Raw genomic sequence first — 26,874 nt, forward strand, 5'->3', positions numbered from 1 at the left:
CAGATTAAAGCTGTGCCGTCTCATCCGCCGGCAGGTATTTGAATATAACAGAAAAAAGGACCGTGGAATTTTCCACGGTCCTTTTTCAGTGACAATGATGTGGCTTATTCACCGAAGATCCGGGCATATTCGCTGTTAATGCGGGCAATTTCCTCATCAGAGAGCTCCCAGTCGGCAGCGGCTACATTCTGCAGCGCCTGCTCCGGAGTGCGCATGCCCACCAAAGCGGTGGAAACCAGATCGTTCTGGGTGGTCCAGTTAATGGCAACCTGTCCCACCGGCACATTGTGGTCGGCGGCGATGGAACGAAGCACCTCTACCAGGGCCATGCACTTGCTCCACTTGGGCTCCTGGAAGAAGTCATAGAAGTTGGCGCGGTTGTCGCCAGGGCCAAATTTAGGCAGTTCTTTATATTTGCCGGAGAGAACGCCGGAGCCCAGGGAACCATAGGTCAGAACGCCCATGCCGTGTTCCTTGGCATAGCGGAGCAGATGCTCCTGATCGCGGTAGATCAGGGAGAACTGGGGCTGAATGCTGACCACTTCTCCAGCTTTGAGGCAAGCGTCCATCTGCTCAGGGCTGAAGTTGGAAACGCCGATGTAGCGAATCTTTCCCTGGTCTTTGGCCTTCATCAGGGTAGCCATAGTATCCTCAAAGGGGGTCTTATAAACCGGTTCCGGCCAGTGGATCTGCATCAGGTCGATGGTATCCACACCCAGACGGGTCAGGGAATCCTCGATTCCCTTCATCAAGGCCTCCGGAGAGCAGTCTTTAATAATCCGTTCGGTGTCAGACCAGCGGATGCCGCATTTGGTGGCCAAAACTACCTTGTCCCGGACGCCTTTGATGGCTTCCGCTACAATTTTTTCCGCATGGCCGTGGCCGTAGGCAGGAGCAGTATCCACCAGGGTCACACCTGCGTCAATGGCGGTGCGGATGGTTTTGATGGAATTGGCGTCATCTACAGCGCCCCAGAAGTCACCGCCGATGGCCCAGGTACCTACGCCGATGACGGAAACATTCAGATCCGTATTTCCCAATCTTTTAAAACGCATGTTTTTTGCCTCCTGTTTTTCAGGTTTCGTTTTTGCAACATCTTTTATTATATCACTTTTTGATAGCAAGACAAGACGCTGCTTCTCTGCAACTTGTACCGGAATTTTCCATTCCAAAGAGGTGGAGATGATAAAAAAGAGCTTCCCATCCTGAGACGGGAAGCTCTTTTGTCGGGTACATTGATTTTAGGCGAAAAGTTCTGTCAACACCCGCTTGGTGTCTTCCAGGGTAAAGATGCCGGGAGTATTCTGGAAATTGGCGTTGCCCTTAAAGCGGGGCAGGTAGTCCTCGATCTGGGGCGGAGTCATCTTTACGTCCATCCGGCTCATTTCCCGGATCAGGCAGAGGAAGGTTTCCATGTGCTGGCCCAGGACGCTTTCAAACCGGGCGTACTTTTGAGGATCGGCTTTCTCAGCCCGGCGGATATACTCCGCCAGGAAGACGGCACAGGCTTTGCCGTGGGAGATGTGATAATCCTCGGTCAGGATATAGCTCAGGGCGTGGCAGAAGGTGGTGCCGGTGATATTGATGACAAGGCCGCCGTAGAGGGAGGCGTAATAGAGCCGCTCCCGGAGGGTGTGGGGGAGATGCTCCCCGCTGTCCCCTTTGTGCATATACAGCTGGATCAGGCTGCCGCCCAGGATGGAGATGGCCCGGAGGGCATAGCTGTCAGAGACCTCGTTGCCATGGGCTGCGAAAAGGCCCTCCACCGAGTGGCACAGGGCATCCAGCGCCGTGCTGACGGTGAAATCATAGTTTAAGCTATAGGTGTATTTGGGATCCCCAAAGGAGAGGGCGGCATAGGTTTGATCGCACTTAAAGCTTTTTTTCTGGCCGGTGGCGTCGTTGGTCAGCACCGAAACGGCTGTCACCTCACTGCCGGTGCCGGCGGTTGTGCCCACCAAAACAAAGGGAAGGGCTTTGTTCTCCCAGCTGCCGTAGATCCCTTCGGGGGGAAGCTGGGGATTGGCGGTAAAGACCGCCACCGCCTTGGCAGCGTCCAGAGGGGAACCGCCGCCGATGCCGATGATGAACTGGGCGCCTATTTCCCGGGCAACACTCCCCGCCTTATGGCAGGTGGAGACATAGGGGTTTTGGGTGACCTCGTCAAAGACCTGATAACCGATGTTTTCCTTTTCCAGGGCATGGATGACGTCATCCAGAGCCCCACAGGCCTTGGCGCTGTGCTTGCCGGTGACAATGAGGCATTTATTCCCTAACTGCCGCAGTTTGCTGCTGTTTTTGAGGACACAGTCCTCCCCGCTGATGACACGGGCCGGCATATACATATCAAAATTCATGGATAACCGATCTCCTCTCTATGGATGGCCTTCGCCCAGCTATGGGCCGAAGACGGGATGTTCCCCTCTATTATAGTCCTTCCCGCCCTGGGAAAGCAAGCTTTGGAGAGGAAAGGACAAAAAAATAGCAGCCAAAGCTGCTATTTTTTCTCGTCCTCCTCAGGCTGATCCTCCCAAGGGGCCGGATAGGGTTCGGTGCGGGAAGGAGCTTCCTCGGTTTCGCCCTCCTCATCATGGGGCTGAGGCGGAGGATAGACCTCCTTGTTTCCCCACTTTCCTATGTGGATGAAAGGAATTTTCACACTTTTGCCGCTGCCCAGATGGATTTCCTGGGGCTCGGCTTCATAGTCTTTGGTACGCCAGGGCATCCCCTGCTTTTCCAGCCGCTTTTCGGTGACGCCCCGGATGATGGAGTAAAGGACGGCAAAGACCGGAATCCCCAGGAGCATGCCGAGAAAGCCAAACTGGCCGCCGGCTAAAATGATAGCTAACAGGGCCCAAAAGGCGGGAAGGCCGGTTTTGCTGCCGGAAATTTTAGGTTCAATAATGTTGCCGTCAATCTGTTGGATGACAACAATAAAGATGACAAAGAAAATAGCCTGAAGAGGGTTGACCATTAAAATAATCAAGGTGGAGATGATGGCGCCGATGATGGCGCCGAAGAAGGGAATCAGGCTGCACACTCCCATAATCACCGCCACCAGCAGCGGATAGGGCCAGCGGAAAAGGCTCAGGCAGACAAAGCAGACCACGCCTACCAGCAGGCCGTCAATGAGCTTGCCGGTGATAAAGCCGATGAAGATCTGATGGCTGTGACGGGCCAAATTGACAGCGCCGTCCATAAATTTCCGGGGCAGGAAGGCATAGAGGACCTTTTTGACCTGGGCGCAAAATTTTTCCTTGTTGACCAGCATATAAAAGGAGACAACCAAACCTAGGAAAAAGTTGGCCAGCCCCGACCCCAGGGAGACAGAGAAATCCAGAACCCTGGGCAGGGCCATGTTGACAAGTTCCAGCGCCTTGGTCATGATTTCTTCGCCCGACATCATAAATTTGGAGACAAGAGCGCTGATTTCCGGCTGTTCAGCCAGGAATCGGTTGACCCAATCGGTGAGCTGATCCACATAGCCGGGAACGCTGCGGGCCAGGCTATAAACGCTGCTGACCAGTTGGGGGAGGATAAAGGAAAAGAGGGTGACCAATACGGCCAAGGCCACCAAATAAGCGGTGATGACGGCCAGATTGCGCTTGAGTTTTTTGTGAGGCTTATTTTTCTCCAGGAGCCGGCCGTAAATCCGCTCGAAAAAGTTCATGGGAGTATTGAGGATGTAGGCGATAAAGAAGCCGATGAAAAAGGGGGTAAGAATGCTGAGCAGCCTTTGAAAGCCGCTCATGATGGAACCTAGATTCCAAAAGAAAAGAAAAATCAGAACACCGGCGGCAAGGACGATGATATTAGAAATGGTCCGGGATGTATATCGATGGTTCCAGCGGAATTTCAACGGATGGAACACCTCACTTTTCGCGTTTTTAGGGACGGCTTGTCCTACTCTATACCACTAGTATAGAGCACTTTGGCTAAAAAATCCAGCGAAGGCGGCCAATGTTAAGGAAAGTTTTCATTTTATACATCCTGGGGATACCAGTGACAATTGAAAAAATCCTATTTTTTTGGTATAGTAAATATTATTTATAGTCTCTGCCGCCAGAGGTGGGAGGAAAAACAGAGGATGGGCGGATAAGCCGCTCCAATCAAGGGAAGGTGAGGAAGATGATCCGGGATTTATCCAAGCAAAACAGAAGCTATACCTGCTTTAACCAGAGCGCGGCTGTCCCCTACGAGCTGTTGGAAAGTCTGGTGGACGCCGCCCGGTATGCGCCTTCCTGCCTGAACATCCAGCCCCTGCGGTATGTGATCAGCTGTACCGAGCGGAAGAACCAGAAAATTTTCCCCGCCATCAATTGGAATGTGCTGCTGCGAGGCTATGACGGGCCACGGGAGGGCCAAAAACCCATGGCTTACATTGTGCTCATCGCCGACAAGGGGCTGATGCCGGAAGACGAGATGATGTGGATTGACATTGGCATTTCCGCCCAGACCATGATGCTGGCGGCGGTGGAACAGGGCCTGGGAGGCTGCATGATCGCCAATTTCGACAAGGCGGCCCTGGCCCGGGAGCTGCGGCTGGAAAAATGGTATGACCCGGTGCTGATCCTGGCGCTGGGCAAGCCCAACGAGCGGATCTTCTTAGATTATATCAACCGCACCGACGCCACCGAATTCTACCGGGACCGGGAAGGATACCTTCACATCCCCAAGCGCCGGCTGGAGGATGTGATCCTCCCCTTTGAGCCCAAAGACTAATATGCCCTGCTCCCGGCCCGCAAAATATGCTTTTCTTTTTGCCTGGGCTCGTGTATGATAGGGAAGCAGGTTTTGCAATGCCAACAAGAAGGAATGAGGATATGTACAACTATCTCAAGCGCACCTGGGCCGAAATCGACCTGGACTGCATTTCACATAATGTCAAATCCATCCGGTCCCTCCTGGCTCCGGACTGTAAGCTGCTGGGAGTGGTGAAGGCCGACGCCTACGGCCATGGGGATAAAACCGTGGCTTTGCAGATGCAGCAGGACGGGGTGGATTGGTTCGGCATCTCCAATGTGGAGGAAGGCGTGGGCCTTAGGGAGGCGGGCATTACCGGCCCTATCCTCATCTTTGGCGCCACACCGGTGGAATGGGTGGAGACCCTGGCCAAATACCGGATTACCCAGGCTTTATTTTCCCCCGAATACGCTGTGCAGTTGAGCCAGGCGGCGGTGAAGGCCAGGGTTCAGGTGGATGTTCATGTGAAGGTGGACACCGGCATGACCCGGATTGGTTTCCCCTGTACCGGGGGTATTGACAAAGCGGCGGAGCAGATTGCGGCCGCCTGCTGCCTGCCCCATCTGCACCCTACAGGGATTTTTACCCACTTTGCCGTGTCCGATGAGCTCAGCGATAGGTCGGTGGAGTACACAGAGAGACAGTTTTCCCAGTTCATGGCGGTGGTGGAGGCCCTGGAGCAGCGGGGGATCACCTTCCCCCTGCGTCACTGCTGCAACAGCGCCGGGGTCATCAGCTATCCCCAGATGCACCTGGATATGGTGCGTCCGGGCATCATCTGCTACGGCCTGAAGCCTTCCAACGAGCTGCGCCGGGATCTGGACCTGCGCCAGGCCATGAGCCTCAAATCCATCATCTCCATGGTCAAGGAGATCCCTGAGGGGACCACCGTCAGCTATGGGCGGAAATTTACAAGCGCCCGGCCCTCCCGGATTGCCACCGTGCCCATCGGCTACGCCGACGGCTACAACCGGATGCTGGGGGGCAGGGCCTATGCCCTGGTCCGGGGGAAGAAGGCGCCGGTGGTGGGCCGGGTATGCATGGATCAGATTATGCTGGACGTCACTGACATCCCCGGTGTACAGGATGGGGATGTGGTCACCCTCCTGGGCCGGGACGGCCAGGGCAATGAGATCGACATCAATGAGGTAGGAGCATTGTGCGGCACCATTGGCTATGAGGTGGTCTGCCTCATTGGAAAGCGGGTGCCCCGGGTCTATCTGAAAGACGGCAAACAGGTAGGGGTGGTGGATTACATCAACCCTTACCGAAAATAAGAGAATTTCCCACAGAAAACCCCGCCCTCCTTCGGGAGGGCGGGGTTTATTATCTTTAGGTAGCGGAGCCCTGGAACCCTTCAGGATAGGCCAGCAGGGCCATCACCTCTAGCTCCTGCATCATCCGCTTGCTCTGCCGTTCAAAAAGGAGCATGTCCACCTGGTAGACGGCGTTGTTTTTGACAGCGTTGGAATTTTGATAGAGGGGGCAGAGCTTGACCAGCTCCACATCCACCGATTTGTCCACAAACAAGATATCGGGGTTGGTCTGTTCCACCTCGTCAGCGGCGAGGGCCCACCCGGTGGAATCCTCCGCCAGATTCACCAGGCCCATCTGATGGAGGATATCCCCGGCGAAGGTGTCTCCGGTGGCCACAGTGTTGTCCAGCATCCGGATCAGGTAGCAGCTCTTCCCCGCCCGCTTAAGGACGGTGCGCAGCTCGAAAATCCGGGTGGCCATGATGGAGTAGAGGTCTACCCCCTTCTGTGCTCCGGTGACCCGGCCTCCCAGGACAGCGCCCAGGGTCTGATAAACCCGGCGGAGATCCCACAAAGAATCAGCCGGGGGAATTTTTACCACCACAATCCCCATCCGCTGGATTTGGGCAAGATCGTCTTCCAGCAGGCCGGAGGATACAAGGAGGTAGTCGGGGGAGATTTCCTCCAGCTGCTCCAGATCAGGGGTGCGGATGGATCCCACCGCGGGGAGATCGGCAGTCTGAGGGGGATAATCACAGCTGTCGCTGACCGCCACCAGCTTATCCCCATACCCCAGGGTATAGACGATTTCGGTGAGGGAGGGGGAGAGGGAAGCCACCCGGAGCGGTTCGCTCCGGACCACGGTGCTTTCATCTACCTCATAGGGATATTCCTCTTGGGAGGAGGTGGTGGGAGGAGCCGCCGTTGAGGAGGAATCTTCTTCGGGATTATTACAAGAAGTAAAGTTAATTAATAAAATGACGCAAAGTAATATATTGACTAACCGTTTCACAGGACACCTCCTTGTCAGCTGCTCCACTGGAATGACAGAATTTCCTAGCCCCTAACAGGCGGAAATAGAAAGGATAAATATGGCTGGAAGGTGGAACCCATCGGTTGCTGGTGGGCCACGAAAGCGCCTCCAAAGAGGGGCGCTAAAAAAGACACAACACCTACCTAGGCATATGGTATTGTTTCTTATTTTACCCTCCTCTTCCTATAGTGTCAATTTCTTTCCCTTTTTTTGCCTTTTTCTGCAAATGGGGCGGGGCTGAAAAAAGAGTTGACGGGGCGCCGCCCACAATCGTATAATTATTTACAACTTTAACTGTCGAAAATAATCCTGGCTTCACAGGTTTTGGATGGGCCTTGCCCGATTTGCGCCTGTTGAGAGCTGGAAAACGGCAGCAGGAAAGAGAGGAATTGCAGATGAGAATGACAGGTGCCGCAGCTATGGTAAAATGTTTGGAGAACGAGGGCGTATCTGTCGTATTCGGCTATCCAGGGGCCACCATCTGCCCGTTTTACGATAGTCTGTCCCATTCCTCGGTCCGCCATGTGCTGGTGCGGCAGGAGCAGAATGCGGGACATGGGGCCAGCGGCTATGCCCGCATTTCTGGAAAGGTGGGGGTGTGCGCCGTCACCTCCGGGCCCGGAGCCACCAACCTGATTACCGCCCTGGCCACCGCCTATATGGATTCTATCCCCATGGTGGCCATTACCGGCCAGGTGCAGAGCGACCTTTTGGGCCGGGATGTGTTCCAGGAGGCTGACATTACCGGCGCGGCGGAACCTTTTGTGAAACATAGCTACCTGATTAAGGACGCCACCCAGATCCCACGGATTTTCAAGGAGGCTTTTTATATCGCTTCCACCGGGCGGCCGGGGCCGGTGCTCATTGATGTGCCCATTGACATTCAGAATACAGAAATTGAATTTTCCTACCCCTCCGGCGTCAGCATCCGGGGATATAAGCCCAACACCAAGGGGCACATTGTCCAGATGAAACGGGTGGTGGACGCCATTATCCACAGCGAGCGGCCGGTCATCTGTGCCGGCGGCGGGGTGATTGCGGCCGGCGCCAAGCGGGAGCTGCGGGAATACGCGGAGAAGTGCGGGATCCCGGTGGTGTCCACCATGATGGGCATCGGGGTCATGGCCTCCGGCCATCCCCTGTACCTTGGGATGCTGGGAACCCATGGCACCTGGGCGGCCAACCGGGCCATTGACGCCTCCGACCTATTGATTATCATCGGCGCCCGGGTGGGGGACCGGGCGGTAGCCACTCCCGGCGTTTTGGAAAAGCGGACCCGGGTGATCCATATCGATATCGACCCGGCGGAGATTGGGAAAAATATGGGCACCGCCATCCCCCTGGTAGGGGATGCCAAGCACATCCTCCACCACCTCTACGACATGACGCCGGGCACCGACTTTTCCCAGTGGCTGGTCCAGGTCCGCCAGTGGCGGGAGGAGGTTTCCTTTGACCTGGAGGACCGGGAGGGATATATCAATCCCCGGCAGCTGATTCGCCAGCTTTCCGCCGCCCTGCCCGATGACGCGGTGGTGGTCTCCGATGTGGGACAAAACCAGATTTGGACGGCCAACAACATCAATGTCCGGCCGGGAGGCCGTTTCCTCACCACAGGGGGGATGGGCACCATGGGCTATTCCCTGCCGGCGGCAGTTGGGGCCCAATTTGCCGACCCGGGCCGGGCGGTAGTGGCGGTCTGCGGAGACGGCGCCTTTCAGATGCAGATGATGGAGCTGGCCACCATCTGCCAGGAGAATCTGTCGGTAAAGGTTATCCTGATGAAAAACGGCAGCCTGGGGATGATCCGGGAGCTGCAAAAGAATTTATACCATGGCAACTATATGGCTGTAGGGCTGGAGGGCGGACCGGATTACATCAAGATTGCGGGGGCCTATGGCATAAAAGCCGCCAGTATCCGGGAGCAGAGCCAGGCGGAAGAGGCCATCCAGGAGATGCTTCGCCATCCGGGCCCCTATCTGCTTCAGTGCCTGGTCCGGCCGGACGAGCCTTCACACTAAAGAAAGGACGGAAGAGAAGATGAAGCATACCATTTCAGTCCTGGTGGAAAACCACTCCGGCGTCCTTTCCCGGGTGTCGGGGCTGTTTTCCCGGCGGGGCTTTAACATTGACAGCCTGGCGGTGGGAATCACCGAAGACCCCACCATTTCCCGGATGACCATCGTGGTGGAGGGAAACGACTACACGGTGGAGCAGGTGGAAAAGCAGCTCAATAAGCTCATCGACGTTATCAAGGTCCGCACCATCCCCGAGGAGGAGCTGGTGACCCGGGAACTGGTCCTTTTTAAGATCCAGACCGAGATTTCCCAGCGCAGCGAGGTAATGGACCTGTGCAAGATTATGGGGGCCAAGATCATCGACATCTCCCGCTCCACTCTGACTGTGGAGATGACCGATACCGCCGAGCAAATCGCCCTGCTGGAGGATCTGCTCACCCCCTACCGCATCCTGGAGGTGGCCCGCACCGGCCTGATCGCCGTGCAGAAAGGGGCACTGACCATCAACAAAAAATAAGCGCCGTGTTTAGCGTAAAAAAACCGTGCCTTCCCGGGCACGGTTTTTTTATTCGTCGGATAAAGTTTGCGAGAGGGCAACAATTTCTGAGAGCTGGCCGGTGTCCTCCACGTCGTAATAGGTGGTGAGGAAGGAAAGGAAGGGAACGTGATAATACAGGCTAAAGCGGTTGTTCACCTCTGAAATAAATTCCATCCGCCCAGGCGCCTCCACCTCAATAATGGTGTTGCCCAGGGTCCTGGTCTCATCCAGGGAGATGTGCCGCTGGAAGGAAAGGGCCTGGATCTCCTCCATCAAGGCGGCCACATGGGCAGGGTCGGTGACCTCCCAATAGTCATCCCCATGGCGGACCGAAATCCGATAGACGTCGGCAACCCGCAGGGACAGGGCGTCCTCTCCCGAAAGCTGGTCGTCTAAGGCGTAGGAGATAATGGGAATCAGGGTTAACAAAAGCAGTACGACGGCGGCGATCATCCAAATTTTGCTGCGCGGCTTTTCTGCCATCTCCGTTACCCTCCCCAATATCACTCCACGAAATGCACCTGTTTTTATCTATTTCGATACTACAACTATTATATTATAAAATAGTAAAGAGTGCAACTGGAGAAGAGGGCCGGCGTCAGGAAAAATCAGCCTCCAAGCCGGATTCCTTTTCAAACTGGTCAAAGATAAAGTCGAGCATATCGCTGGACATCTGAAAGGCCTCCTTCACCTTGGAAAGGGACAGGTCCAGAGGGATGTCGGCGGGATACCGGGTCTCAATGTAGCACCGGTTGAGCTTGGCCGATTGAGAAAGCCACCGGGCAAAGGTCCCGTCCAGCTTCACCGCCTGTTTGCAAAGCCAGGTCAGGTTGTGACCGTCCACCAGATTGCCGGTGCGGAAGAGGATATAGCCTTTGAGCCCCTTCTCGATGGCCTGTTGGCAGTGGAAAGCGGAAAGATTGTAGCACCGCTCATTCTGCATCAGCAGTTCAGCGGCGGCCATATCGTCCTCGGCCTGGTTGAACCAGTCGTAATACCGCCGGGAATCCCGGGGATTAATTCTTCGCCTACCCATCGATCACACTCCCTGTCTGCGCGATCCGCCAGGCAAAGGAACCCTCACAATTTTTCAGATGGTTCCACTGGGCGGGGGTGTAGATGAGCAGGTCAAAGGGGATATCGCAGTCGATGGTCAGATAGAGCTGGCGCTCTACCTCCGACGGACGCCGGGTGTCCAGGATAAGACAGAGTTTAAAGGAGGTGGTCTCCCCGGTCACGGCATGCTTTTCGTTGTAAAGGATGATCTGCTCTACCGGATATCTCTGGCGGATACTATCCGCCACCTGTTGAATGATAGGGCTGCACTGCATAGAAAAGACTCCTTTTTAAAAGATGGGGCAGTCTATGCCCGGATGGGAAGGTTAATCCAATTCGTCCAAGGTCAGATAGAACCCTGCCATGAACTCGTCCAAAAAGATGTCGGCCTCCGGAAGTTGATAGGCGCGGATGGCCTTTTCTGTGGAGACCTTGGCCTTGGAAAATTCAGAGTTGGAGGCTTTTTCCTCCTCTACGCATTTGATCAGGGCGCAGATTTTGTCCGCCGCCTTAACCAACCGGAGCAGGTAGCCATCCTCTTGGGGCGGGAAGAAGATGGCCTCATAATCGGGGCGCAGATCCTCCGGCAGCATGGAGAGAAGCTTTTTTCCAGCCACCTGCTCCACCTGCTGATAGGCCTGCCGGATGGCGGGATTATAGTATTTGACGGGGGTGGGCAGATCCCCGGTGAGGATTTCCTCCGCGTCATGGTAGAGGGCCAGGACGGCGGCCCGGTTTCCGTCCAGGTTTTTGTGAAGCCGGCGGTTGCCGATGACGCACAGGGCGTGGGCGATGACAGCGGCCATGAGGCTGTGTTCGCTGAGGTTTTCCTGGCGGGTGTTGCGCATGAGGGCCCACCGGTCAATATATTGCATTCGGGAAATCATGGCGAAGAAATTTCCCTTTCCCATAAAGATCGCCTGCTTTCTCTGAAGATTGCTTCCCGCCGGCCCCCTGCTGGCATGCTGTCGGGGCAGGGCGGAATATGTTGGGTGATATTGTTTTCAGTATACCTGATCCCACAGGGGTTTTCCACCGCCGGGCTTAATTTTTTATGACTTTTTCAGGCCCATGCTGACCGGATGGGTAAATTGTGGTATAATAACCCAGAAGCGGCAGTTTTGCTGCTAAGGCAAAATCGGCGCCAAAATAAAGAAATACGCATTTTTTCATAGATTTTATGACACTGAGAAAGAAAAGAAACAGGCGGTGAAACCCATGGATTTGGTACAGAGTTTGGAGAACGGCTCCACCAAAAAGTATAAACAGGCGTTTTTTCTGGCCCTTCTGACGGCGGCGGTGATGTTTCTGCCCTACGTCATTATGGGCGGCGGATACTTTACCTTCTACGGGGATTTTAATGTCCAGCAGATCCCCTTTTATAAGCTGGCCCATGAGGCCATCCGCTCCGGGGATATCTTCTGGAACTGGTATACCGATCTAGGGGCCAACTTTATCGGCTCCTACAGCTTTTACCTTCTCATGAGCCCCTTTTTCTGGCTGACCCTGCTCTTCCCCACCAGCTTTGTTCCCTACCTGATGGCGCCTTTGCTGGTGCTGAAATTCGCCTGCGTCTCTCTGACAGGGTACGCTTTTATCTCCCGGTTTGTCCGCAACCAGAATTACGCCCTGGTGGGCGGATTGCTCTATGCGTTTTCCGGCTTTGGCATCTATAATATCTTTTTTAACCATTTCCATGAGGCCATGGTCTTCTATCCCCTGCTCCTCATCGCCCTGGAGGAGTTTGTCCTCCACGACCGCAGAGGGGTTTTTGCCCTGGCGGTAGCGGCCAACGCCATTGTCAACTATTGGTTCTTTATCGGGGAAGTAGTCTTTACCATCCTCTACTTCTTTGTGCGGCTGACAAGCCCCAGTTTCCGGTTGAGCTTTCAGCGGTTCCTCTGGCTCTTTTTCGAGGCGGTGCTGGGGATGGGCCTGGCCCTCTTTATCTTCCTGCCCTCGGTGCTGGCCATCCTGGGCAACCCCCGCACCGGTACCGACTCCCTCCTCTCGGGGTGGAACCTGTGGCTTTACAGCCATCCCCAGCGCTACTGCGGGATCATCCAGTCCCTGTTCTTTCCGCCGGATCTGCCTCCCGCCCCCAACTTTTTCCCCGACCACGGCGGGAAATGGTCCTCCCTTTCGGCATGGCTGCCCTTGTTTAGTATGTCGGGGGTCTTGGCCTACCTGCTCTCGGTGAAGAAAAACTGGCTGAAACGGATGCTCTGCATCTGCCTGGTCATGGCTCTGGTGCCGGGCTTTAACGCCCTGTTTATCCTGTTAAACAACTCCTATTACGCCCGCTGGTTTTACATGCCCGTCCTGCTGATGGCTTTGGCCTCCGCCAAGGCTCTGGACAGTCCCCAGGTGGACTTTATGCGTGGGATGAGGTGGACCGGGATCATCTCCCTCATCATCGCCGTTCCGGTGGGGCTCACCCCCCAGAAGGTGGATGGGGAATGGCGGATCGGCCTTGCCGCTGATGCCGGCCAGTTCTGGGCCTATGTGCTCATGGCGGCGGTCTGCTTTGTGGTGTGCTATCTGATTATGCATCACTACCGGAAGGATCCCCGGTTTATCGCTTTCCTCCTCAGCGGGGTCATGGGGGTGAGCGCCTGCTTCGGAATGATCTATCTGGGCATGGGCTATTTCAGCACCAACGGCGGGGAGATTGTAGAGACCGCCATCCAGGGGCGGGATCAGCTCCAGCTGCCGGAGGATGACGCCTTCTACCGCAGCGATTTTTACGAGACCACCACCAATCTGGGGATGTTCTGGCATCTGCCCAACATCCAGGCCTTCCACTCCATTGTGCCGGTTTCCCTCATGGAGTTTTACCCGGAGGTGGGGGTAACCCGGGATGTTTCCTCCAAGCCGGATATCTCCCTGTATGCCCTGCGGGGGCTCTTTTCGGTCAAATATCTTTTTGCCGACCAGGACGCGGAAGAGGCGCCGGATCTTCCCGGCTTTGAAAAGGTGGACAACCAGTTAGGGCACGATATCTACGAAAGCCAGTATTTTGTACCCATGGGCTTTGCCTATGATTACTATATCGACGACACCGCTTTTGAGACCTGCACCGAGTCCAAACGCTCCAACCTGCTGATGCAGGCGCTCTACCTGACCGACGAGCAGATCGCGGAGTATGGGGATATATTGGAGCCGCTGCCCAACAGCGCCTTCCCTGACCTTACCCGGGAACAGTATCTGGAGGACTGCCTGGACCGGCGCTCCATGAGCTGTGACACCTTTGAAATCGACAACCGCGGCTTTACGGCCACGGCCAATCTGGACAGGGAAAACCTGATGTTCTTCAGCGTCCCCTACGACGACGGATGGAGCGCCACCGTCAACGGGGAACCGGTGGAAATCGAACAGGTGAGCATTGGCTTTATGGCGGTGAAGGTGCCGGCAGGCCCCTGTGAAATCCGCTTTGAATATGTGGCGCCAGGGTTGATTCCGGGCCTTGGGGTGACAGGGGCCAGCATCCTGGTGCTGGCGGCCTATCTGCTGTGGGTGCGCCGCAGCAAAAAGCGGGTCTCCGCCCAGGCGCTGGCAGCGCCCCGGCCGGGGGAAATCATCCCGGCGGCGCAGGACTGGGAAGACCTTTTGGAGGATTGCGATGAAAGAGATTCCGGCGAAGAGAATCCGCCGGATCAGGAGAAGAAATAAAAGAAAGGCGTGAAGAATGTGACAAGCCCGGTACTCTATATTGTGGTGCCCTGCTATAACGAGCAGGAGGTGCTCCACGAAACGGCCAAACGGCTGACCGCCAAGCTGGAAAGCCTGATGGCCCAGCGGAAAATTTCCGGCGACAGCCGGATGCTCTTTGTCAACGACGGCAGTAAGGACGCCACCTGGAGCATCATTGAGGAACTGTGTCAGGAAAATAGCTATGTCTGTGGCCTGAAGCTCTCCCGGAACAAGGGGCATCAGAACGCCCTGCTGGCGGGGCTGATGACCGCCAAAGAGCTGTGTGACTGCGCTATCTCCATGGATGCGGATCTCCAGGACGACATTGAGGCGGTGGATGGCTTCCTGGAAAAATTCCAGGAAGGCTGCGACGTGGTCTACGGCGTGCGCAGTAAGCGGGATACCGACACCTTCTTTAAACGGAGTACGGCCCGGGGCTTTTACAAATTCATGAAGGCCCTTGGGGTGGATATTGTGGAGGATCATGCGGATTACCGCCTTATGAGCCGGCGTGCGCTGGAATCCCTCTCCCAATTTGATGAGGTCAACCTGTTTCTGCGGGGGATCGTTCCCCTCATCGGCTATCAAAGCGGGATTGTCACCTATGAACGCCACGAACGCTTTGCCGGGGAATCCAAATACCCCCTCAAAAAGATGATCGCCTTTGCCTTTGATGGAATTACCTCCTTTAGCGTCAAGCCCATCCGGCTCATTGCCACCATCGGCTTTGTCATCTTCTTTGTCTCCATTCTGGTGCTCCTCTATTCCTTGATCGTGTGGCTGATGGGACATACCGTCCCGGGATGGACCACCCTGGCCGCGTCCATCTGGCTCATCGGCGGCATCCAGCTGCTCTGTTTGGGTGTCATCGGGGAGTACATAGGTAAAATTTATGGTGAGGTCAAGCATCGGCCTCGGTATATTATCGAAACGTTTTTAAAACAATAGACCAGAGAAAAAGGGCGTCGGACTCGTAGTCCGCCGCCCTTTTTAAACCAACAACGACATCATATTGACATCGTTTTATAACAGAAATATAATAGATTCGATATCATAAAAAACGCAACTGCTGCTGGTTTAGCCACTGCAATCCGGCAACCTCTAGCGCTTTATTATAGGAGCACAGCAAATCTTCGATGACCTCATAAAAATGTATGGTCGATAGTTCCAACTCATTGAATCGCTGTGCAATTTTTTCCGCCATCTGGCGGTTGGGAAAAAGGCCCTCAACTTTCTCACCGGTTACTGCATGAATGCTAAAGCAACCGTTGGATGGGCTTTTCACCACGTAGTACCTGTTCATCCCATGGCAACTCCTTTACAATTTGTATATTTTGATTATAAAGAAACGGTTGGTATTGTCAAGGGCTGTTTGTGAAAAACAAAAGAAATATAGGGATTTTTTACCATAAACGGATAATTGAGGAGGGATTATGATGAAATCGTGCATGGTAGAAAAGCTCATTTATCTAAAAAAACGGGACAGGATGACGACCCGGGAGCTATCGAGAAAGAGCGGGATACCCATCGGTACCCTGAACAAAATTTTATGCGGGGAAACCAAGCGGCCGTCTTTGAGCAGTGTGGAACGGTTGGCGGTGGCTTTCGATGTAGCGGTGCGCTATTTGATGGACGACGATGTTCCGGTGGAATGCGCTGAGGGCGCGGTGACGGCGCTGGCGGAAAAGTACGACTTTTATGCCATCAGTGAGAGGGAACGGCTATTGGTAGAAAGATTCCGATGTTGCACCTCCCGAGAAAAAGAGGTAGTAGAGCGGCTGGCGGGACAGCTGCAGCAGGTCAGGGGAATGGGAGAAAAGGCCGGGAGCAGGCGGCTTCCGGTATATTTGGCAGCGGCCGCCGGCGGACAGGGCGTGGCCATAGGCGCGGCGCTGGTGGAGGAAATGCTCATCCAGGACGACAACATCTCCCGCCAATCTGATTTTGTGGTCCAGGTCATGGGTGATGCCATGGCGCCTCTTTACAACAAAGGGGATCTGCTGGGGGTCCGGCAGGGCGAGGCGAAGCACAACCAGATCGGCGCGTTCCTCCTCAATGGGGAGGGCTTTGTGCGAAGATATTTTCACAGCAAGGGCGTTACCAAGCTGATCTCCATCAACCGAAAGGTGCCGATTATTCAGGTGGACGACGGCGACGACTTATACTGCATGGGCGTCGTGGTGGGGATTGTCCGCCGCGCTTCAGGGAAAGAGATGCCGATGTCCGTCAAAAAAATCCGCACTCTGGACCATGAGCCCATGGAACGGTAACTCCTATCATATCCGATAAAAAAAGCACCGGCCTAGCCGGTGCTTTTTAGATTCTCTTATTTTACCTGGGCAAATTCCAGTTCTTCGCCGTCGGGACCGGAAATTTTAAAATACCGGTTGGACTTGGGGGCGAACATATCATTGGATTCGATGCCCTGGGTGGTAATTTTGTATCCTAAGGAAACAGCCTCTTCATAGGCGGCGTCAATGTCGTTGGAGACAAAGGCAATGTGGTCGATAATGCCGATGGGTTTCTGGGAAAGGTCGTCATGGCGCTGATAGATTTCCATGGTACATCCATTGTTCTCCAGCATGCAGGATTCTTCCAGCATAACGACTTCTTTAAAGCCGAGGCTCTTATAGAATTCCACGGATTTTTTAAAGTCTTTCACAGGCAGACCGATGTGGGCCAAACCGACGGGATTATTTTTCATAATACACACACCTCTTTTATAAAAATAGTGAAAACGCCTGTCTCTATTATAGTTGTCCCCACAGGGAATTGCAAGGAAAGGACCTTCAGAAAATCTGACGGATCTCTTGGTGAAAATCACAGAAAAGTCCAGATAAAAGATTGTTTAAGAGTTGTTCGTTGTTTGGCCATAAACGGCGGTTTTGTTTACAAAATGAATGATTTACTTTCATTCGCTATTCAGTTTCCATTCAAAAAACTGTCACTTGGCCTGGTTATACTATAAAACGTAATCAGGAACAGAAGAAACAACCAATATCAAATGACAAAGATAATGAATATAAATGAGGAGGAACCTGTTATGTATGACGACAGAAATAATGAGGAGAACAGTTTGTTTGAATTTTTACGGGAAGAAAATAAGTTCCAACAGGAAAAAGATAATGAGGCCCCATCCGATTCCCAACAGACCAGCGCATCCGGTTTCGCACCCCAGCCGGATGACAGTCAGACAACTTACGGCGGCGCCACACCGGAAACCGGTTGGACCATGTCGGACGCACCTTCCGGCCAGCAGGATGGTGGAAGCGCCGGACGCAGCACCGATTGGTATGCGTCCCAGCCGAGACAGGCGCCAAAGGAGAAAAAACCGAAAGCGCCTAAGGAGAAAAAGCCATCCCGTCCCATGACGATGAAGGCGGCGGCTTTTATCCTGGCCGCAGGAGTTGTGGTCTCAGCCGCTGCGGGCTTTGGCGGTGGATATCTCTCCGCCAGCCTACGGCAAGGGTCAACGGCACAGACCAACAGCGGAAGCACCTCCGCACCGGCCTCTACCGTCAGCGCCGATACCGGCAGCTTGACAGTACAGCAGGTGGTGGAAATGACCCAGAATTCTGTGGTAGAGATTACCACAGAAAGCGTGACCAACGGCGGATTCTTTATGGAGCAATATATTTCCTCCGGCGCCGGCAGCGGTGTCATTATCTCGGAGGATGGATATATCATCACCAATAACCACGTCATTGAGGACGCCAACACAGTGACCGTCCGGCTGAAAAATGGGGATACCTATGATGCGAAGTTGGTGGGCACCGATCCTGAGACAGACGTAGCCGTCATCAAGATTGACGCCGAGGGACTGACTCCCGCAACCTTAGGAGATTCCGACACCCTTCAGGTGGGCCAGACAGCCATTGCCATCGGCAATCCTCTGGGCCAGTTGGGCGGTACCGTTACCAACGGTATCATTAGCGCTCTGGATCGTGAGATCACCCTGGATGGAGAGACCATGAACCTGCTGCAGACCAACGCAGCCATCAACCCTGGCAACTCCGGCGGTGGACTTTTTAACGACAAAGGCGAACTAATCGGCTTGGTGGTGGCAAAATCCACCGGTGAAAATGTGGAAGGCTTGGGCTTTGCTATCCCCATCAATGATGTCAAGGAGGTTTTAGACAGCCTGATCGACTATGGCTATGTAAGAGGCCGTTTTGAGCTGGGCGTCACCACCATTGATATTACCAGTGATGAGGCGCAGGCCAGATACCGTGTTGATCAACAGGGCGTCTATGTCCAGCAGGTTAATGTAGATGGAAATGCGGCTTTAGCCGGTATGCAGGCAGGCGACCGGATCGTATCGGTAGACGGCACTGCTATTGAAAGCGGCTCTCAGCTTAAGGAGATCATCCAGAGCCACACCGCTGGCGATAAGATCACAATTGTAGTGGAAAGAAACGGCCAGCAGGTGTCTCTTGCAGTGACGCTGGCGGAAACCACCTATAACTAAGGTGAATAAGATCCGGCAGGATGAGGCAATATATTGATAGATGAAAAGCAAAGGCCAGGGGATGAAACCATTGCGGTGACATATTGATTCCCCACAAACTGGCCGACTTGATTGAGCGTACTTCGAAAGAATACTTCTTCTTCTCAAAATATTCTCCAAACACAAAGAGCCGGTCCTTCGGGACCGGCTCTTTGTGTTCAAAAGGCTCCAGCACTGTTATCTCGTGCTGGAGCCTTTTGCCTTACTGATCCGCGGTATCCAGATTAAGCCGAAGCGCCTCCTCCGCCAGCCGTTGGGCGTCGGCAAACTCCCGGAGGGAGCCTGCCATCCGCCGCAGGGAAGCGGCTCCCCGCAGCCCGTGCATGTAATAGGCACAGTGGCGCCGGGCCTCCCGCATGGCGGTGTATTCCCCTTTGTACTCACAGGCCAGCTGCATCTGATGAAGCATGGTTTCCATCTTCTGGGGCAGATCGGGCTCGGGCAGAACGGTGCCGTCCTCGAAATACCGCCGGATCTGGGCGAAGATCCAAGGCCGGCCCAAAGCGCCCCGGCCGATGGCCACACAGTCGCAGCCGGTTTCCTCATACAGAGCCAGGGCCCCTTCCAAGCTGGTCACATCTCCGTTGCCAAAGACGGGGATGGAGACAGCCTCCTTGACCTGGCGGATGATGCCGATATCCACAGGCGGGGAGTACATCTGCTGCCGGGTCCGGCCGTGGATGGTGAGGGCGGCGGCTCCCGCCCCCTCCAAAATCTGAGCAAACTCCACGGCGTTGACATGCTCCTCGTCCCAGCCCTTCCGGAATTTGGCTGTCACCGGCACCGGAACTGCCTTCACCACGGCGGCCACAATCTCCCCGGCCAGCTTCGGGTGCTTCATCAGGGCGGAGCCTCCGCCGTTGCCCGCCACCTTGGGGGCGGGGCAGCCCATGTTGATGTCGATGATGTCGGGGTCAAATTCCATGGCCCGCCGGGCGGCTTCGGCCAGGGTGGCGGGTTCGTCCCCGAAGAGCTGGACCGCCATAGGCCGCTCCCTGTCGGTGACGGTGAGCAGGGACTTGGTCTTTCTGTCCGAGTAGGTCAGTCCCTTGGAGGAGGCCATTTCCCCCACCACATAAGCGCAGCCAAACTCCTTGCACACCTGCCGGAAGGCGCGGTCTCCCACCCCGGCCATGGGGGCCAGGGTAGCGGTTTTATCGATTTTCACGTTGCCGATGGTGATATATTCCATGGATAGTCTCCTTTGTTTGATGCGTAAAATTAATTCTAGCAAATTTGTGGGAGAGGTGCAACAAATGTGGTATAATATCTTTCGTATGGGCACCATTTCTACCCAAGAGGTAAATAGGCGGCGAAATCGAGAGCTTGCCCGGCCGCAGATGAGGTGAAGCTATGAAATTACTGGCAGTGGATTCCAACAGCATTCTCAACCGGGCCTTTTATGGCATCCGGCTGCTTTCGAATAAGGACGGCGTTTATACCAACGCCATTTTTGGGTTTGTCAATATCCTGCTCAAACTCATGGAGGACGTGAAACCGGATGCGGTGGCCTTTGCCTTCGACCTGAAGGCCCCCACCTTCCGCCATCTCATGTTTGACGATTACAAGGCCAACCGAAAGGGGATGCCGGAGGAACTGGCGGTCCAGCTGCCTTTAGTCAAGGAGCTGCTGGCCGACCTGGGCTATAAAATTGTGGAAAAAGAGGGCTACGAAGCCGACGACATCCTGGGCACCCTGGCCCAGCACTGCAAAAACGATGGGGACGAGTGCGTCATCGCCACCGGGGACCGGGACTCCCTTCAGCTGGTGGGAGATGGGGTCACGGTGCTGCTGGCCGCTACCAAGATGGGGAAAGCGGAATACACCGTCTACGGCCCCGAGGAGGTCAAAGCCAAGTACGGCGTCACCCCCAAGCAGTTTATCGATGTCAAAGCCCTCATGGGGGATACCTCCGACAACATTCCCGGAGTGGCCGGCATCGGGGAGAAGACCGCCACCGATCTGATCTCCCGCTTTGGGAGCATTGAGTATATCTTTGAGCACTTTGAGGAAATCGAATTAAAACCCGGCGTCCGCAAGAAGCTCCAGGACGCCCAGGGCATCGCTCAGATGAGCAAGATCCTGGCCACCATCGACGTGGATGCGCCGGTGAAGTGCGGAGCCAGCTGCTATGTCCGGGGAGAGCCGGACGAAGGAGCCGCGGTGCGGCTTCTCTCCAAGCTGGAGATGTATTCCACCATCCAGCGGCTGGGGCTGCGGGCTGAAGCGGTCTCCGCGCCGGCGCCAAAGGAGCGGACGGAAGAAGCGTCGGTGGCCTCCATCCCTGTAGAGGAGCTGGACGCCGCCGCGTTAAAGACGCTGTTGGGAGAGGCAGAGCCTTTCTCCCTCTGTGTACGGAGTCAGGGGGAAGAAATCACCGAAGCCTGGGCCGCCACAGCTGAAAGGGTTTATCACACCGAGGACACCGCCTCCATCGATCAGATTTTGCAGGCGGATCAGGTGAAAATCATCACCGACAATGGCAAGACCCTCCATCACCACGCCATCAGCCGGGGCTACAGGGTGGACAATCTGGCCTTTGACGTTTCCCTGGCCGCCTATCTGCTCAGCCCCACCTCGGCAAGCTATGACCTGACCATGCTTTCCTCCCAGTACGGCGCCAAGGTGCCCCTGCTGACCGGGGAGCGCAAAGACGAGCGGGGGGCCCTGGATGCCGCCATGACCTTGGCGCTGTATCCGTCCCTGCTGGCCGCCATCCAGGAAAACGGCCAGGAGAAGCTGCTCTTTGAGATTGAGATGCCCCTCTCCCGGGTGCTGGCGCTGATGGAGCATGTGGGCTTTGACATCGATACCGCTGGGGTGGCGGAGTTTGGCAAGGGCCTGGATAGGGACATCCTCTCCTTACAGGAGCGGATCTATGGCTTTGCCGGGGAGGTCTTTAACATCAACTCCCCCAAACAGCTGGGGGTGATCCTCTTTGAAAAGCTGGAGCTGCCCGCCCGGAAGAAGACCAAGACCGGTTATTCTACCAATGCGGATGTGCTGGAATCCTTGCGGGGAAAGCATCCCATCATTGAGGATATTCTGGAATACCGGAAGCTGACCAAGCTGAAATCCACCTATGTGGACGGGCTGCTGGCGGCAGTGCAGCCCGACGGCAAGATTCACTCCAGCTTTAACCAAACCGAAACCCGGACCGGCCGGATCAGTTCCACCGAGCCCAATATGCAGAACATCCCGGTGCGCACCGAACTGGGCTCCACCCTGCGGAAGTTTTTTACCGCGCCTAAGGGCTGGACCCTCATCGACGCAGACTACTCCCAGATCGAGCTGCGGGTTTTGGCTTCCATTGCCGAGGATGAGCATATGATCGAGGCATTTCGCAACCATGAGGATATCCACCGCCAGACAGCGGCCCAGGTATTCCATCTGACCCCTTTGGAGGTGACGCCCCTCATGCGTTCCCGGGCCAAGGCGGTTAATTTCGGCATTGTCTACGGCATCGGCGCCTTCTCCCTTTCCCAGGACATTGGGGTCAGCGTAGCCGAAGCCGACAGCTATATCAAAGGCTATCTGGACACCTATCGCGGGGTGGCCCAGTATATGAAGAATATTAAGGAATTTGCCAAGGAAAACGGTTATGTGGTAACCCTGATGGGCCGCCGCAGGTATCTGCCGGAGCTCTCCAGCTCCAATCGGAATATGCGCAACTTTGGAGAGCGGGTGGCCATGAACACCCCCATTCAGGGCACAGCGGCAGACATCATCAAAATCGCCATGGTCCGGGTCAGCGAGGCCCTGGAAAAAGCGGGACTACAGACAAAACTGATCCTGCAGGTCCACGACGAACTGATTCTGGCCGCTCCGCCGGAGGAGGTGGACAGGGCTTCTGCCATCCTCAAAGAGGAGATGGAAAATGCTGTTCACCTCAAGGTCCCCATGGAGGTGGATGTCCACGCCGGGGAAAACTGGCTGGCTGCCAAGGGCTGACCACCTGCCGGCGGGCGGCGAGTCGCCGCAGCCAAGTCGCGCTGTGGCGCAATGGGTAACTTAGTCGCGGGCAGCGCGGCGGTGATTTTAGCTAGGCCATGGGCGCGGATTGCCCGCCGCCAGGCGCGTGTGCCGCGGTAGTGTCACGATCAAAGCCATGGGCGCGACCTGCCCGCCGCTAGTCGCGGGCAGCGCGGCGGTGATTTTAGCTAGGCCATGGGCGCGGATTGCCCGCCGCCAGGCGCGTGTGCCGCGGCAGTGTCACGATCAAAGCCATGGGCGCGGATTACCCGCCTCCAGGCGCGCCACCTACCGGTGGACAGTGTCCGCAGCCAAGTCGCGCTGTGGTGTTGTTCGAGACAAAATCGCATGGGCCGCGGCGGTGTCGCAAATAAAATTTAGGGCGCGAATTGCCGCCTACCGAAGCTAAAAATACAATTGAGGACAAAGGACGGAAATGGTATGGAAGCTGTAGAAGGAATCCGGATTGTAAAGATGGAAGGCTCCCACATCAAAGAGGTGGCCCGGCTGGAAAGGGAGTGCTTTTCCACCCCATGGCATGAAAATGGGCTGCGATATGAACTGACCAACCCCTTGGCGGCTTTTTATGTGGCGCTGGATCCCAAAGGCCGGGTAGCAGGCTATGCGGGGATGCACAACATTGTGGGGGAAGGGTATGTCACCAACGTGGCGGTGTGTCCCTCCTGCCGGAGAAGGGGGATTGGCCGTGCCCTCATGGAGACGCTGCTTCACTTTGCAAAAGAAAACCATCTGCGCCTGGTGACGCTGGAGGTTCGTGCCTCCAATGCCGGGGCCATTGCCCTGTATGAGCGGCTGGGTTTTGTCCAGGTAGGCTTTCGGCCTGGCTATTACCAGAAGCCAAAAGAGGACGCCCTGATTATGACCAAGGATTATTGGCACGACCGGGCATTCCCCGAACAGGTGCATGGAGCCGAGTTCCTCACGCCAGCTCAATGAAGAAAGGAAGGAAAACCTTTGAAGATATTAGCCATTGAAAGCTCCTGCGACGAGACCGCCGCCGCTGTGGTGGAAGACGGAAGGAAGGTCCTTTCTTCTATCATCGCATCCCAGGTGGAGGAGCACAAAATTTACGGCGGCGTGGTGCCGGAGATTGCATCCCGCCGACACTGTGAGGCCATTGACGGGGTGGTCACCTCCGCCCTTGCGGAGGCAGGCCTTACCCTGGACGGGGTGGACGCTGTGGCTGTCACCGCTTATCCAGGGCTCATCGGGGCCCTGCTGGTGGGGGTAAACTATGCCAAAGGGCTCTGTCTTGGCTCGGGAAAGCCTCTTATCCCCGTCCACCATATCCGCAGCCACATTGCCGCCAACTATATCGAACATCCGGATCTTGTCCCCCCTTTCCTCTGCCTGGTGGCCTCGGGAGGGCACAGCCATATTATCGAGGTGCGGGATTATACCGATTTCCGGATTGTGGGCCGGACCCGGGACGACGCGGCGGGAGAAGCCTTTGACAAGGCGGCCCGGGCCATGGGATTCCCCTATCCCGGAGGCATCTATATTGATAAAGCGTCCAAGGTGGGAAACCCTGACGCCTACAAACTCCCCCACCCTAAGGTGGAGGGAAGCCCTTATGACTTTAGCTTTTCGGGGCTGAAAACAGCGGTGATTAACCTGATCCACAACTGCGCCCAGAAAGGGGAAGGGTACAACCGGGATGACCTGGCCGCCTCCTTCCAGAAGGCGGTGGTGGAGATTCTCTCCGGCCGGCTGCTGCTGGCGGCCCAGGAACTGGGCTACCGCCGGATTGTTCTGGCAGGAGGCGTCAGCGCCAACTCCGGCCTTCGGGAATATCTGCAAAAGCTGTGCGACGACAGGGGCTATACCCTGACTGTCCCCTCCCCCATTTACTGCACCGACAATGCGGCCATGGTGGGGGCCCAGGCCTACCATGAATTTCTGGCCGGACATGTGGCGGATATGGCGTTAAATGCCTGTGCCAGCCTACCAATTGACCAGATTTCTGGGGTAAAAGAGGTATAATTTGTTTCGGTTTTGAAAATTTGATAAGAATGTAACAATATTTTCTTGAAAACCCTGGACATACCGTTTATAATGGTACTTGTGGAACTTTTGCTTATATCCGATTGCCAAAGCAATCGGCGAAAGGAGATAGGACAATGCTTACAAAAAACAAGAATGTTCTTGACTGGGTCGACGAGATGGCGGCCCTGACAAAACCGGACAAGATCGTCTGGTTGGACGGAAGCGAGGAGCAGCTCAGCGAGCTGCGGGATCAGGCGATTGCCACCGGCGAAATGGAGCGGCTTAATGAAGAGAAGCTGCCCGGCTGCCTGCTGCACAGAACAGCGATCAACGACGTGGCCCGGGTGGAGGGAAGAACCTTCATCTGCTCCAGAGAAAAAGAAAATGCAGGTCCCACCAACAACTGGGAAGACCCGAAGGTCATGTATCCCAAACTGAGAAAACTTTTTGACGGCAGCATGAAAGGCCGTACCATGTATGTCATCCCCTACTGCATGGGCCCCATCGGTTCCGAGCTGTCCAAGGTAGGCGTTGAGCTGACCGACTCCATTTACGTTGTACTCAACATGGACATTATGACCAGAATGGGCGTCGACGCTTTCAAACACCTGGGAGATGAGTCCAACGACTTTGTCCGCGGCCTCCATTCCAAGGCACAGCTGGACGAAGAAAACAGATACATTGTCCACTTCCCCGAGGACAACACCATTTGGTCCGTCAACTCTGGTTACGGCGGCAACGTGCTGCTGGGCAAGAAGTGCTTCGCACTGAGAATTGCTTCCTACCAGGGCTGGAAGGAAGGCTGGATGGCAGAGCATATGCTCATCCTGGGCATTGAGAATCCCCAGGGCGAAATCAAATACATCACAGCTGCATTCCCCTCTGCTTGCGGTAAAACCAACCTGGCTATGCTCATTCCTCCCAAGAAATATCAGGATCTGGGCTACAAAGTTTGGTGCGTCGGCGATGACATCGCCTGGATGCGCATCGGTGCTGACGGCCGCCTGTGGGCCATCAACCCGGAGAACGGTTTCTTCGGTGTTGCACCTGGCACCAACGAGAAATCTAACCCCAACGCTCTGGCAACCACCAGAAGCGACACCATCTTCACCAACGTTGTCCACAACCTGGATGACAACACTGTTTGGTGGGAGGGCCTGGACAAGAACCCGCCGAAGAACGCCATTAACTGGAAGGGCGAGAAGTGGGATTGCACCGACGGCTCCAAGGGCGCTCATCCCAACAGCCGTTTCACCGCTCCGGCGAGAAACTGCCCCTGCATCAGCAAAGAATTCAACAACCCCAAAGGCGTTCCTGTTTCCGCTATCGTATTCGGCGGCCGCCGTGCAAAGACTGCTCCCCTGGTTTACCAGTCCCGCGATTGGAACCACGGTGTCTTTGTGGGCTCCATCATGGCTTCTGAGACAACTGCAGCTGCAACCGGCGCTGTAGGTGTTGTTCGTCGTGACCCCATGGCTATGCTGCCCTTCTGCGGCTACCATATGGGCGACTACTGGCAGCACTGGATCGACATGGGCAAGAAGCTGGGCGACAAAGCTCCCAAGATCTTCAACGTCAACTGGTTCCGCACCGATGACGAAGGCCACTTCATCTGGCCGGGCTTTGGCGACAACATGCGTGTCCTGCTGTGGATTCTCAACCGCTGCGAAGGCAAAGCTGACGCAGTAGAGACCCCCATCGGCTACGAGCCCAAGCCCGAGGATATCGACATCGACGGCCTGGACCTGGATCTGGATACCATCAAGGGCCTGCTGGATGTTGACGTCGACCTCTGGAAAGAGGAAGCTAAGGGCATCCATGAGTTCTATGGAAAATTCGGCGACAAACTGCCGGAGGAACTCCGTCATCAGCTGGCGGTTCTGGAAGAAAACCTGAACAAATAAGCTGGTTTCTAGCAAAAAGGCGGTACAAATCGTACCGCCTTTTTTAATACCCTGTGGTGAGAAAAAATTCTCACCACAGGGTAGGAACTTTGAAAAAATACAAGGAAATGATATTCCAGCAGGAGAAAATTGGGCATAACGACGAGATTT

General features: G+C 55.3%; 23 protein-coding genes. 12 read left to right on the forward strand and 11 right to left on the reverse strand.

Going from position 1 to position 26,874, the window contains the following annotated elements; translation table 11 throughout:
• Positions 1–104: 104 nt before the first annotated feature.
• The 3 genes from WGC32_RS07855 to WGC32_RS07865 all read right to left on the reverse strand — a co-directional run bounded on the left by WGC32_RS07855 (position 105) and on the right by WGC32_RS07865 (position 3,859).
• Positions 105–1,055, reverse strand: coding sequence for an aldo/keto reductase (locus WGC32_RS07855; protein ID WP_342681300.1), 951 nt, complete (start codon positions 1,053–1,055; stop codon positions 105–107).
• Positions 1,056–1,241: 186 nt separating this feature from the next.
• On the reverse strand, positions 1,242–2,357 hold the full coding sequence (locus WGC32_RS07860; protein WP_342681301.1) for an iron-containing alcohol dehydrogenase family protein: 1,116 nt from the start codon (positions 2,355–2,357) through the stop codon (positions 1,242–1,244).
• A 140-nt stretch (positions 2,358–2,497) separates the two neighbouring features.
• Positions 2,498–3,859 (reverse strand): AI-2E family transporter, encoded by a 1,362-nt coding sequence (locus tag WGC32_RS07865; protein WP_342681302.1) that lies wholly within the window; start codon positions 3,857–3,859, stop codon positions 2,498–2,500.
• 269 nt (positions 3,860–4,128) lie between these two features.
• Between WGC32_RS07865 and WGC32_RS07870 the strand changes: the two genes are divergently transcribed.
• The gene (locus tag WGC32_RS07870) at positions 4,129–4,722 is read left to right on the forward strand and encodes a nitroreductase family protein (RefSeq protein ID WP_191509346.1); all 594 of its coding nucleotides are present in this window, start codon (positions 4,129–4,131) and stop codon (positions 4,720–4,722) included.
• A 77-nt stretch (positions 4,723–4,799) separates the two neighbouring features.
• Positions 4,800–6,020 (forward strand): alanine racemase, encoded by a 1,221-nt coding sequence (gene alr / locus WGC32_RS07875; protein WP_342681303.1) that lies wholly within the window; start codon positions 4,800–4,802, stop codon positions 6,018–6,020.
• Positions 6,021–6,075: 55 nt separating this feature from the next.
• Here alr and WGC32_RS07880 read toward each other — a convergent pair whose 3' ends face one another.
• Positions 6,076–7,011: an ABC transporter substrate-binding protein gene (locus tag WGC32_RS07880; protein ID WP_342681304.1), complete on the reverse strand. Its 936-nt coding sequence runs from the start codon at positions 7,009–7,011 to the stop codon at positions 6,076–6,078.
• Between the two features lie 416 nt (positions 7,012–7,427).
• Here WGC32_RS07880 and ilvB point away from each other — a divergent pair, with 416 nt between their 5' ends.
• Together ilvB and ilvN are read left to right on the forward strand one after the other, a co-directional pair.
• Positions 7,428–9,050 carry a biosynthetic-type acetolactate synthase large subunit gene (gene ilvB / locus WGC32_RS07885; RefSeq protein ID WP_342681305.1) on the forward strand — a complete coding sequence of 541 codons (1,623 nt, stop codon included), beginning with the start codon at positions 7,428–7,430 and terminating at the stop codon, positions 9,048–9,050.
• Between the two features lie 19 nt (positions 9,051–9,069).
• Positions 9,070–9,564, forward strand: coding sequence for an acetolactate synthase small subunit (gene ilvN / locus WGC32_RS07890; RefSeq protein WP_191509343.1), 495 nt, complete (start codon positions 9,070–9,072; stop codon positions 9,562–9,564).
• A 48-nt stretch (positions 9,565–9,612) separates the two neighbouring features.
• On the opposite strand, the gene WGC32_RS07895 is transcribed toward ilvN, so the two are convergent.
• The 4 genes from WGC32_RS07895 to yfbR all read right to left on the reverse strand — a co-directional run bounded on the left by WGC32_RS07895 (position 9,613) and on the right by yfbR (position 11,552).
• Entirely contained in the window at positions 9,613–10,068 is a 456-nt protein-coding gene (locus WGC32_RS07895) for a hypothetical protein (protein ID WP_191481330.1), read from the reverse strand.
• 115 nt (positions 10,069–10,183) lie between these two features.
• Positions 10,184–10,621 carry a HEPN domain-containing protein gene (locus WGC32_RS07900; protein ID WP_191481331.1) on the reverse strand — a complete coding sequence of 146 codons (438 nt, stop codon included), beginning with the start codon at positions 10,619–10,621 and terminating at the stop codon, positions 10,184–10,186.
• The gene (locus WGC32_RS07905; protein WP_191481332.1) at positions 10,614–10,916 is read right to left on the reverse strand and encodes a hypothetical protein; all 303 of its coding nucleotides are present in this window, start codon (positions 10,914–10,916) and stop codon (positions 10,614–10,616) included. Before WGC32_RS07905 ends, WGC32_RS07900 begins: the two co-directional genes overlap by 8 nt.
• Positions 10,917–10,967: 51 nt before the next feature.
• A complete protein-coding gene (gene yfbR, locus WGC32_RS07910) occupies positions 10,968–11,552 on the reverse strand; it encodes a 5'-deoxynucleotidase (protein ID WP_191481333.1) in 585 nt (194 codons plus the stop codon).
• A 307-nt stretch (positions 11,553–11,859) separates the two neighbouring features.
• Between yfbR and WGC32_RS07915 the strand changes: the two genes are divergently transcribed.
• Both WGC32_RS07915 and WGC32_RS07920 read left to right on the forward strand, forming a co-directional pair.
• Positions 11,860–14,313, forward strand: a complete 2,454-nt coding sequence (locus WGC32_RS07915; RefSeq protein WP_342681306.1) for a YfhO family protein — start codon at positions 11,860–11,862, stop codon at positions 14,311–14,313.
• 18 nt (positions 14,314–14,331) lie between these two features.
• The gene (locus WGC32_RS07920) at positions 14,332–15,282 is read left to right on the forward strand and encodes a glycosyltransferase (protein WP_191481474.1); all 951 of its coding nucleotides are present in this window, start codon (positions 14,332–14,334) and stop codon (positions 15,280–15,282) included.
• Between the two features lie 103 nt (positions 15,283–15,385).
• Here WGC32_RS07920 and WGC32_RS07925 read toward each other — a convergent pair whose 3' ends face one another.
• Complete coding sequence (locus WGC32_RS07925; protein WP_342681307.1) at positions 15,386–15,637, reverse strand: hypothetical protein; 252 nt, start codon at positions 15,635–15,637, stop codon at positions 15,386–15,388.
• Between the two features lie 133 nt (positions 15,638–15,770).
• Here WGC32_RS07925 and WGC32_RS07930 point away from each other — a divergent pair, with 133 nt between their 5' ends.
• Entirely contained in the window at positions 15,771–16,604 is an 834-nt protein-coding gene (locus tag WGC32_RS07930) for an XRE family transcriptional regulator (RefSeq protein WP_342681308.1), read from the forward strand.
• Positions 16,605–16,660: 56 nt separating this feature from the next.
• Here WGC32_RS07930 and WGC32_RS07935 read toward each other — a convergent pair whose 3' ends face one another.
• Positions 16,661–17,038, reverse strand: coding sequence for a VOC family protein (locus WGC32_RS07935; protein WP_191481337.1), 378 nt, complete (start codon positions 17,036–17,038; stop codon positions 16,661–16,663).
• 339 nt (positions 17,039–17,377) lie between these two features.
• Between WGC32_RS07935 and WGC32_RS07940 the strand changes: the two genes are divergently transcribed.
• Positions 17,378–18,802 (forward strand): S1C family serine protease, encoded by a 1,425-nt coding sequence (locus tag WGC32_RS07940; RefSeq protein ID WP_342681309.1) that lies wholly within the window; start codon positions 17,378–17,380, stop codon positions 18,800–18,802.
• 241 nt (positions 18,803–19,043) lie between these two features.
• Here WGC32_RS07940 and dusB read toward each other — a convergent pair whose 3' ends face one another.
• The gene (dusB, locus tag WGC32_RS07945; protein WP_342681310.1) at positions 19,044–20,033 is read right to left on the reverse strand and encodes a tRNA dihydrouridine synthase DusB; all 990 of its coding nucleotides are present in this window, start codon (positions 20,031–20,033) and stop codon (positions 19,044–19,046) included.
• Positions 20,034–20,194: 161 nt separating this feature from the next.
• On the opposite strand from dusB, the gene polA reads away from it, so the two are divergent.
• From polA to WGC32_RS07965, 4 genes are all read left to right on the forward strand, one after another.
• Positions 20,195–22,792: a DNA polymerase I gene (polA, locus tag WGC32_RS07950; RefSeq protein WP_342681311.1), complete on the forward strand. Its 2,598-nt coding sequence runs from the start codon at positions 20,195–20,197 to the stop codon at positions 22,790–22,792.
• A 462-nt stretch (positions 22,793–23,254) separates the two neighbouring features.
• The gene (gene rimI / locus WGC32_RS07955) at positions 23,255–23,770 is read left to right on the forward strand and encodes a ribosomal protein S18-alanine N-acetyltransferase (RefSeq protein WP_342681312.1); all 516 of its coding nucleotides are present in this window, start codon (positions 23,255–23,257) and stop codon (positions 23,768–23,770) included.
• Positions 23,771–23,788: 18 nt separating this feature from the next.
• Positions 23,789–24,817, forward strand: coding sequence for a tRNA (adenosine(37)-N6)-threonylcarbamoyltransferase complex transferase subunit TsaD (gene tsaD / locus WGC32_RS07960; protein WP_342681313.1), 1,029 nt, complete (start codon positions 23,789–23,791; stop codon positions 24,815–24,817).
• 137 nt (positions 24,818–24,954) lie between these two features.
• On the forward strand, positions 24,955–26,724 hold the full coding sequence (locus WGC32_RS07965) for a phosphoenolpyruvate carboxykinase (GTP) (RefSeq protein ID WP_191509332.1): 1,770 nt from the start codon (positions 24,955–24,957) through the stop codon (positions 26,722–26,724).
• The last annotated feature ends 150 nt before the right edge of the window (positions 26,725–26,874 follow it).

The organism is Zongyangia acetica, assembly GCF_038739695.1.
Taxonomy (GTDB): Bacteria; Bacillota; Clostridia; order Oscillospirales; family Ruminococcaceae; genus Zongyangia; species Zongyangia gallinarum.

Excerpts from the sequence above, each read along its gene's own strand:
- alr (WP_342681303.1), top strand. The coding sequence starts at position 4,800 with ATGCCAACAAGAAGGAATGAGGATATGTACAACTATCTCAAGCGCACC.
- ilvN (WP_191509343.1), top strand. The coding sequence starts at position 9,070 with ATGAAGCATACCATTTCAGTCCTGGTGGAAAACCACTCCGGCGTCCTT.
- WGC32_RS07935 (WP_191481337.1), bottom strand. The coding sequence starts at position 17,038 with ATGAAAAATAATCCCGTCGGTTTGGCCCACATCGGTCTGCCTGTGAAA.
- WGC32_RS07870 (WP_191509346.1), top strand. The coding sequence starts at position 4,129 with ATGATCCGGGATTTATCCAAGCAAAACAGAAGCTATACCTGCTTTAAC.
- ilvB (WP_342681305.1), top strand. The coding sequence starts at position 7,428 with ATGAGAATGACAGGTGCCGCAGCTATGGTAAAATGTTTGGAGAACGAG.
- WGC32_RS07860 (WP_342681301.1), bottom strand. The coding sequence starts at position 2,357 with ATGAATTTTGATATGTATATGCCGGCCCGTGTCATCAGCGGGGAGGAC.
- dusB (WP_342681310.1), bottom strand. The coding sequence starts at position 20,033 with ATGGAATATATCACCATCGGCAACGTGAAAATCGATAAAACCGCTACC.
- WGC32_RS07925 (WP_342681307.1), bottom strand. The coding sequence starts at position 15,637 with ATGAACAGGTACTACGTGGTGAAAAGCCCATCCAACGGTTGCTTTAGC.
- WGC32_RS07940 (WP_342681309.1), top strand. The coding sequence starts at position 17,378 with ATGTATGACGACAGAAATAATGAGGAGAACAGTTTGTTTGAATTTTTA.
- yfbR (WP_191481333.1), bottom strand. The coding sequence starts at position 11,552 with ATGGGAAAGGGAAATTTCTTCGCCATGATTTCCCGAATGCAATATATT.
- WGC32_RS07905 (WP_191481332.1), bottom strand. The coding sequence starts at position 10,916 with ATGCAGTGCAGCCCTATCATTCAACAGGTGGCGGATAGTATCCGCCAG.
- polA (WP_342681311.1), top strand. The coding sequence starts at position 20,195 with ATGAAATTACTGGCAGTGGATTCCAACAGCATTCTCAACCGGGCCTTT.
- WGC32_RS07965 (WP_191509332.1), top strand. The coding sequence starts at position 24,955 with ATGCTTACAAAAAACAAGAATGTTCTTGACTGGGTCGACGAGATGGCG.
- rimI (WP_342681312.1), top strand. The coding sequence starts at position 23,255 with ATGGAAGCTGTAGAAGGAATCCGGATTGTAAAGATGGAAGGCTCCCAC.
- WGC32_RS07855 (WP_342681300.1), bottom strand. The coding sequence starts at position 1,055 with ATGCGTTTTAAAAGATTGGGAAATACGGATCTGAATGTTTCCGTCATC.
- WGC32_RS07930 (WP_342681308.1), top strand. The coding sequence starts at position 15,771 with ATGAAATCGTGCATGGTAGAAAAGCTCATTTATCTAAAAAAACGGGAC.
- WGC32_RS07915 (WP_342681306.1), top strand. The coding sequence starts at position 11,860 with ATGGATTTGGTACAGAGTTTGGAGAACGGCTCCACCAAAAAGTATAAA.
- WGC32_RS07895 (WP_191481330.1), bottom strand. The coding sequence starts at position 10,068 with ATGGCAGAAAAGCCGCGCAGCAAAATTTGGATGATCGCCGCCGTCGTA.
- WGC32_RS07900 (WP_191481331.1), bottom strand. The coding sequence starts at position 10,621 with ATGGGTAGGCGAAGAATTAATCCCCGGGATTCCCGGCGGTATTACGAC.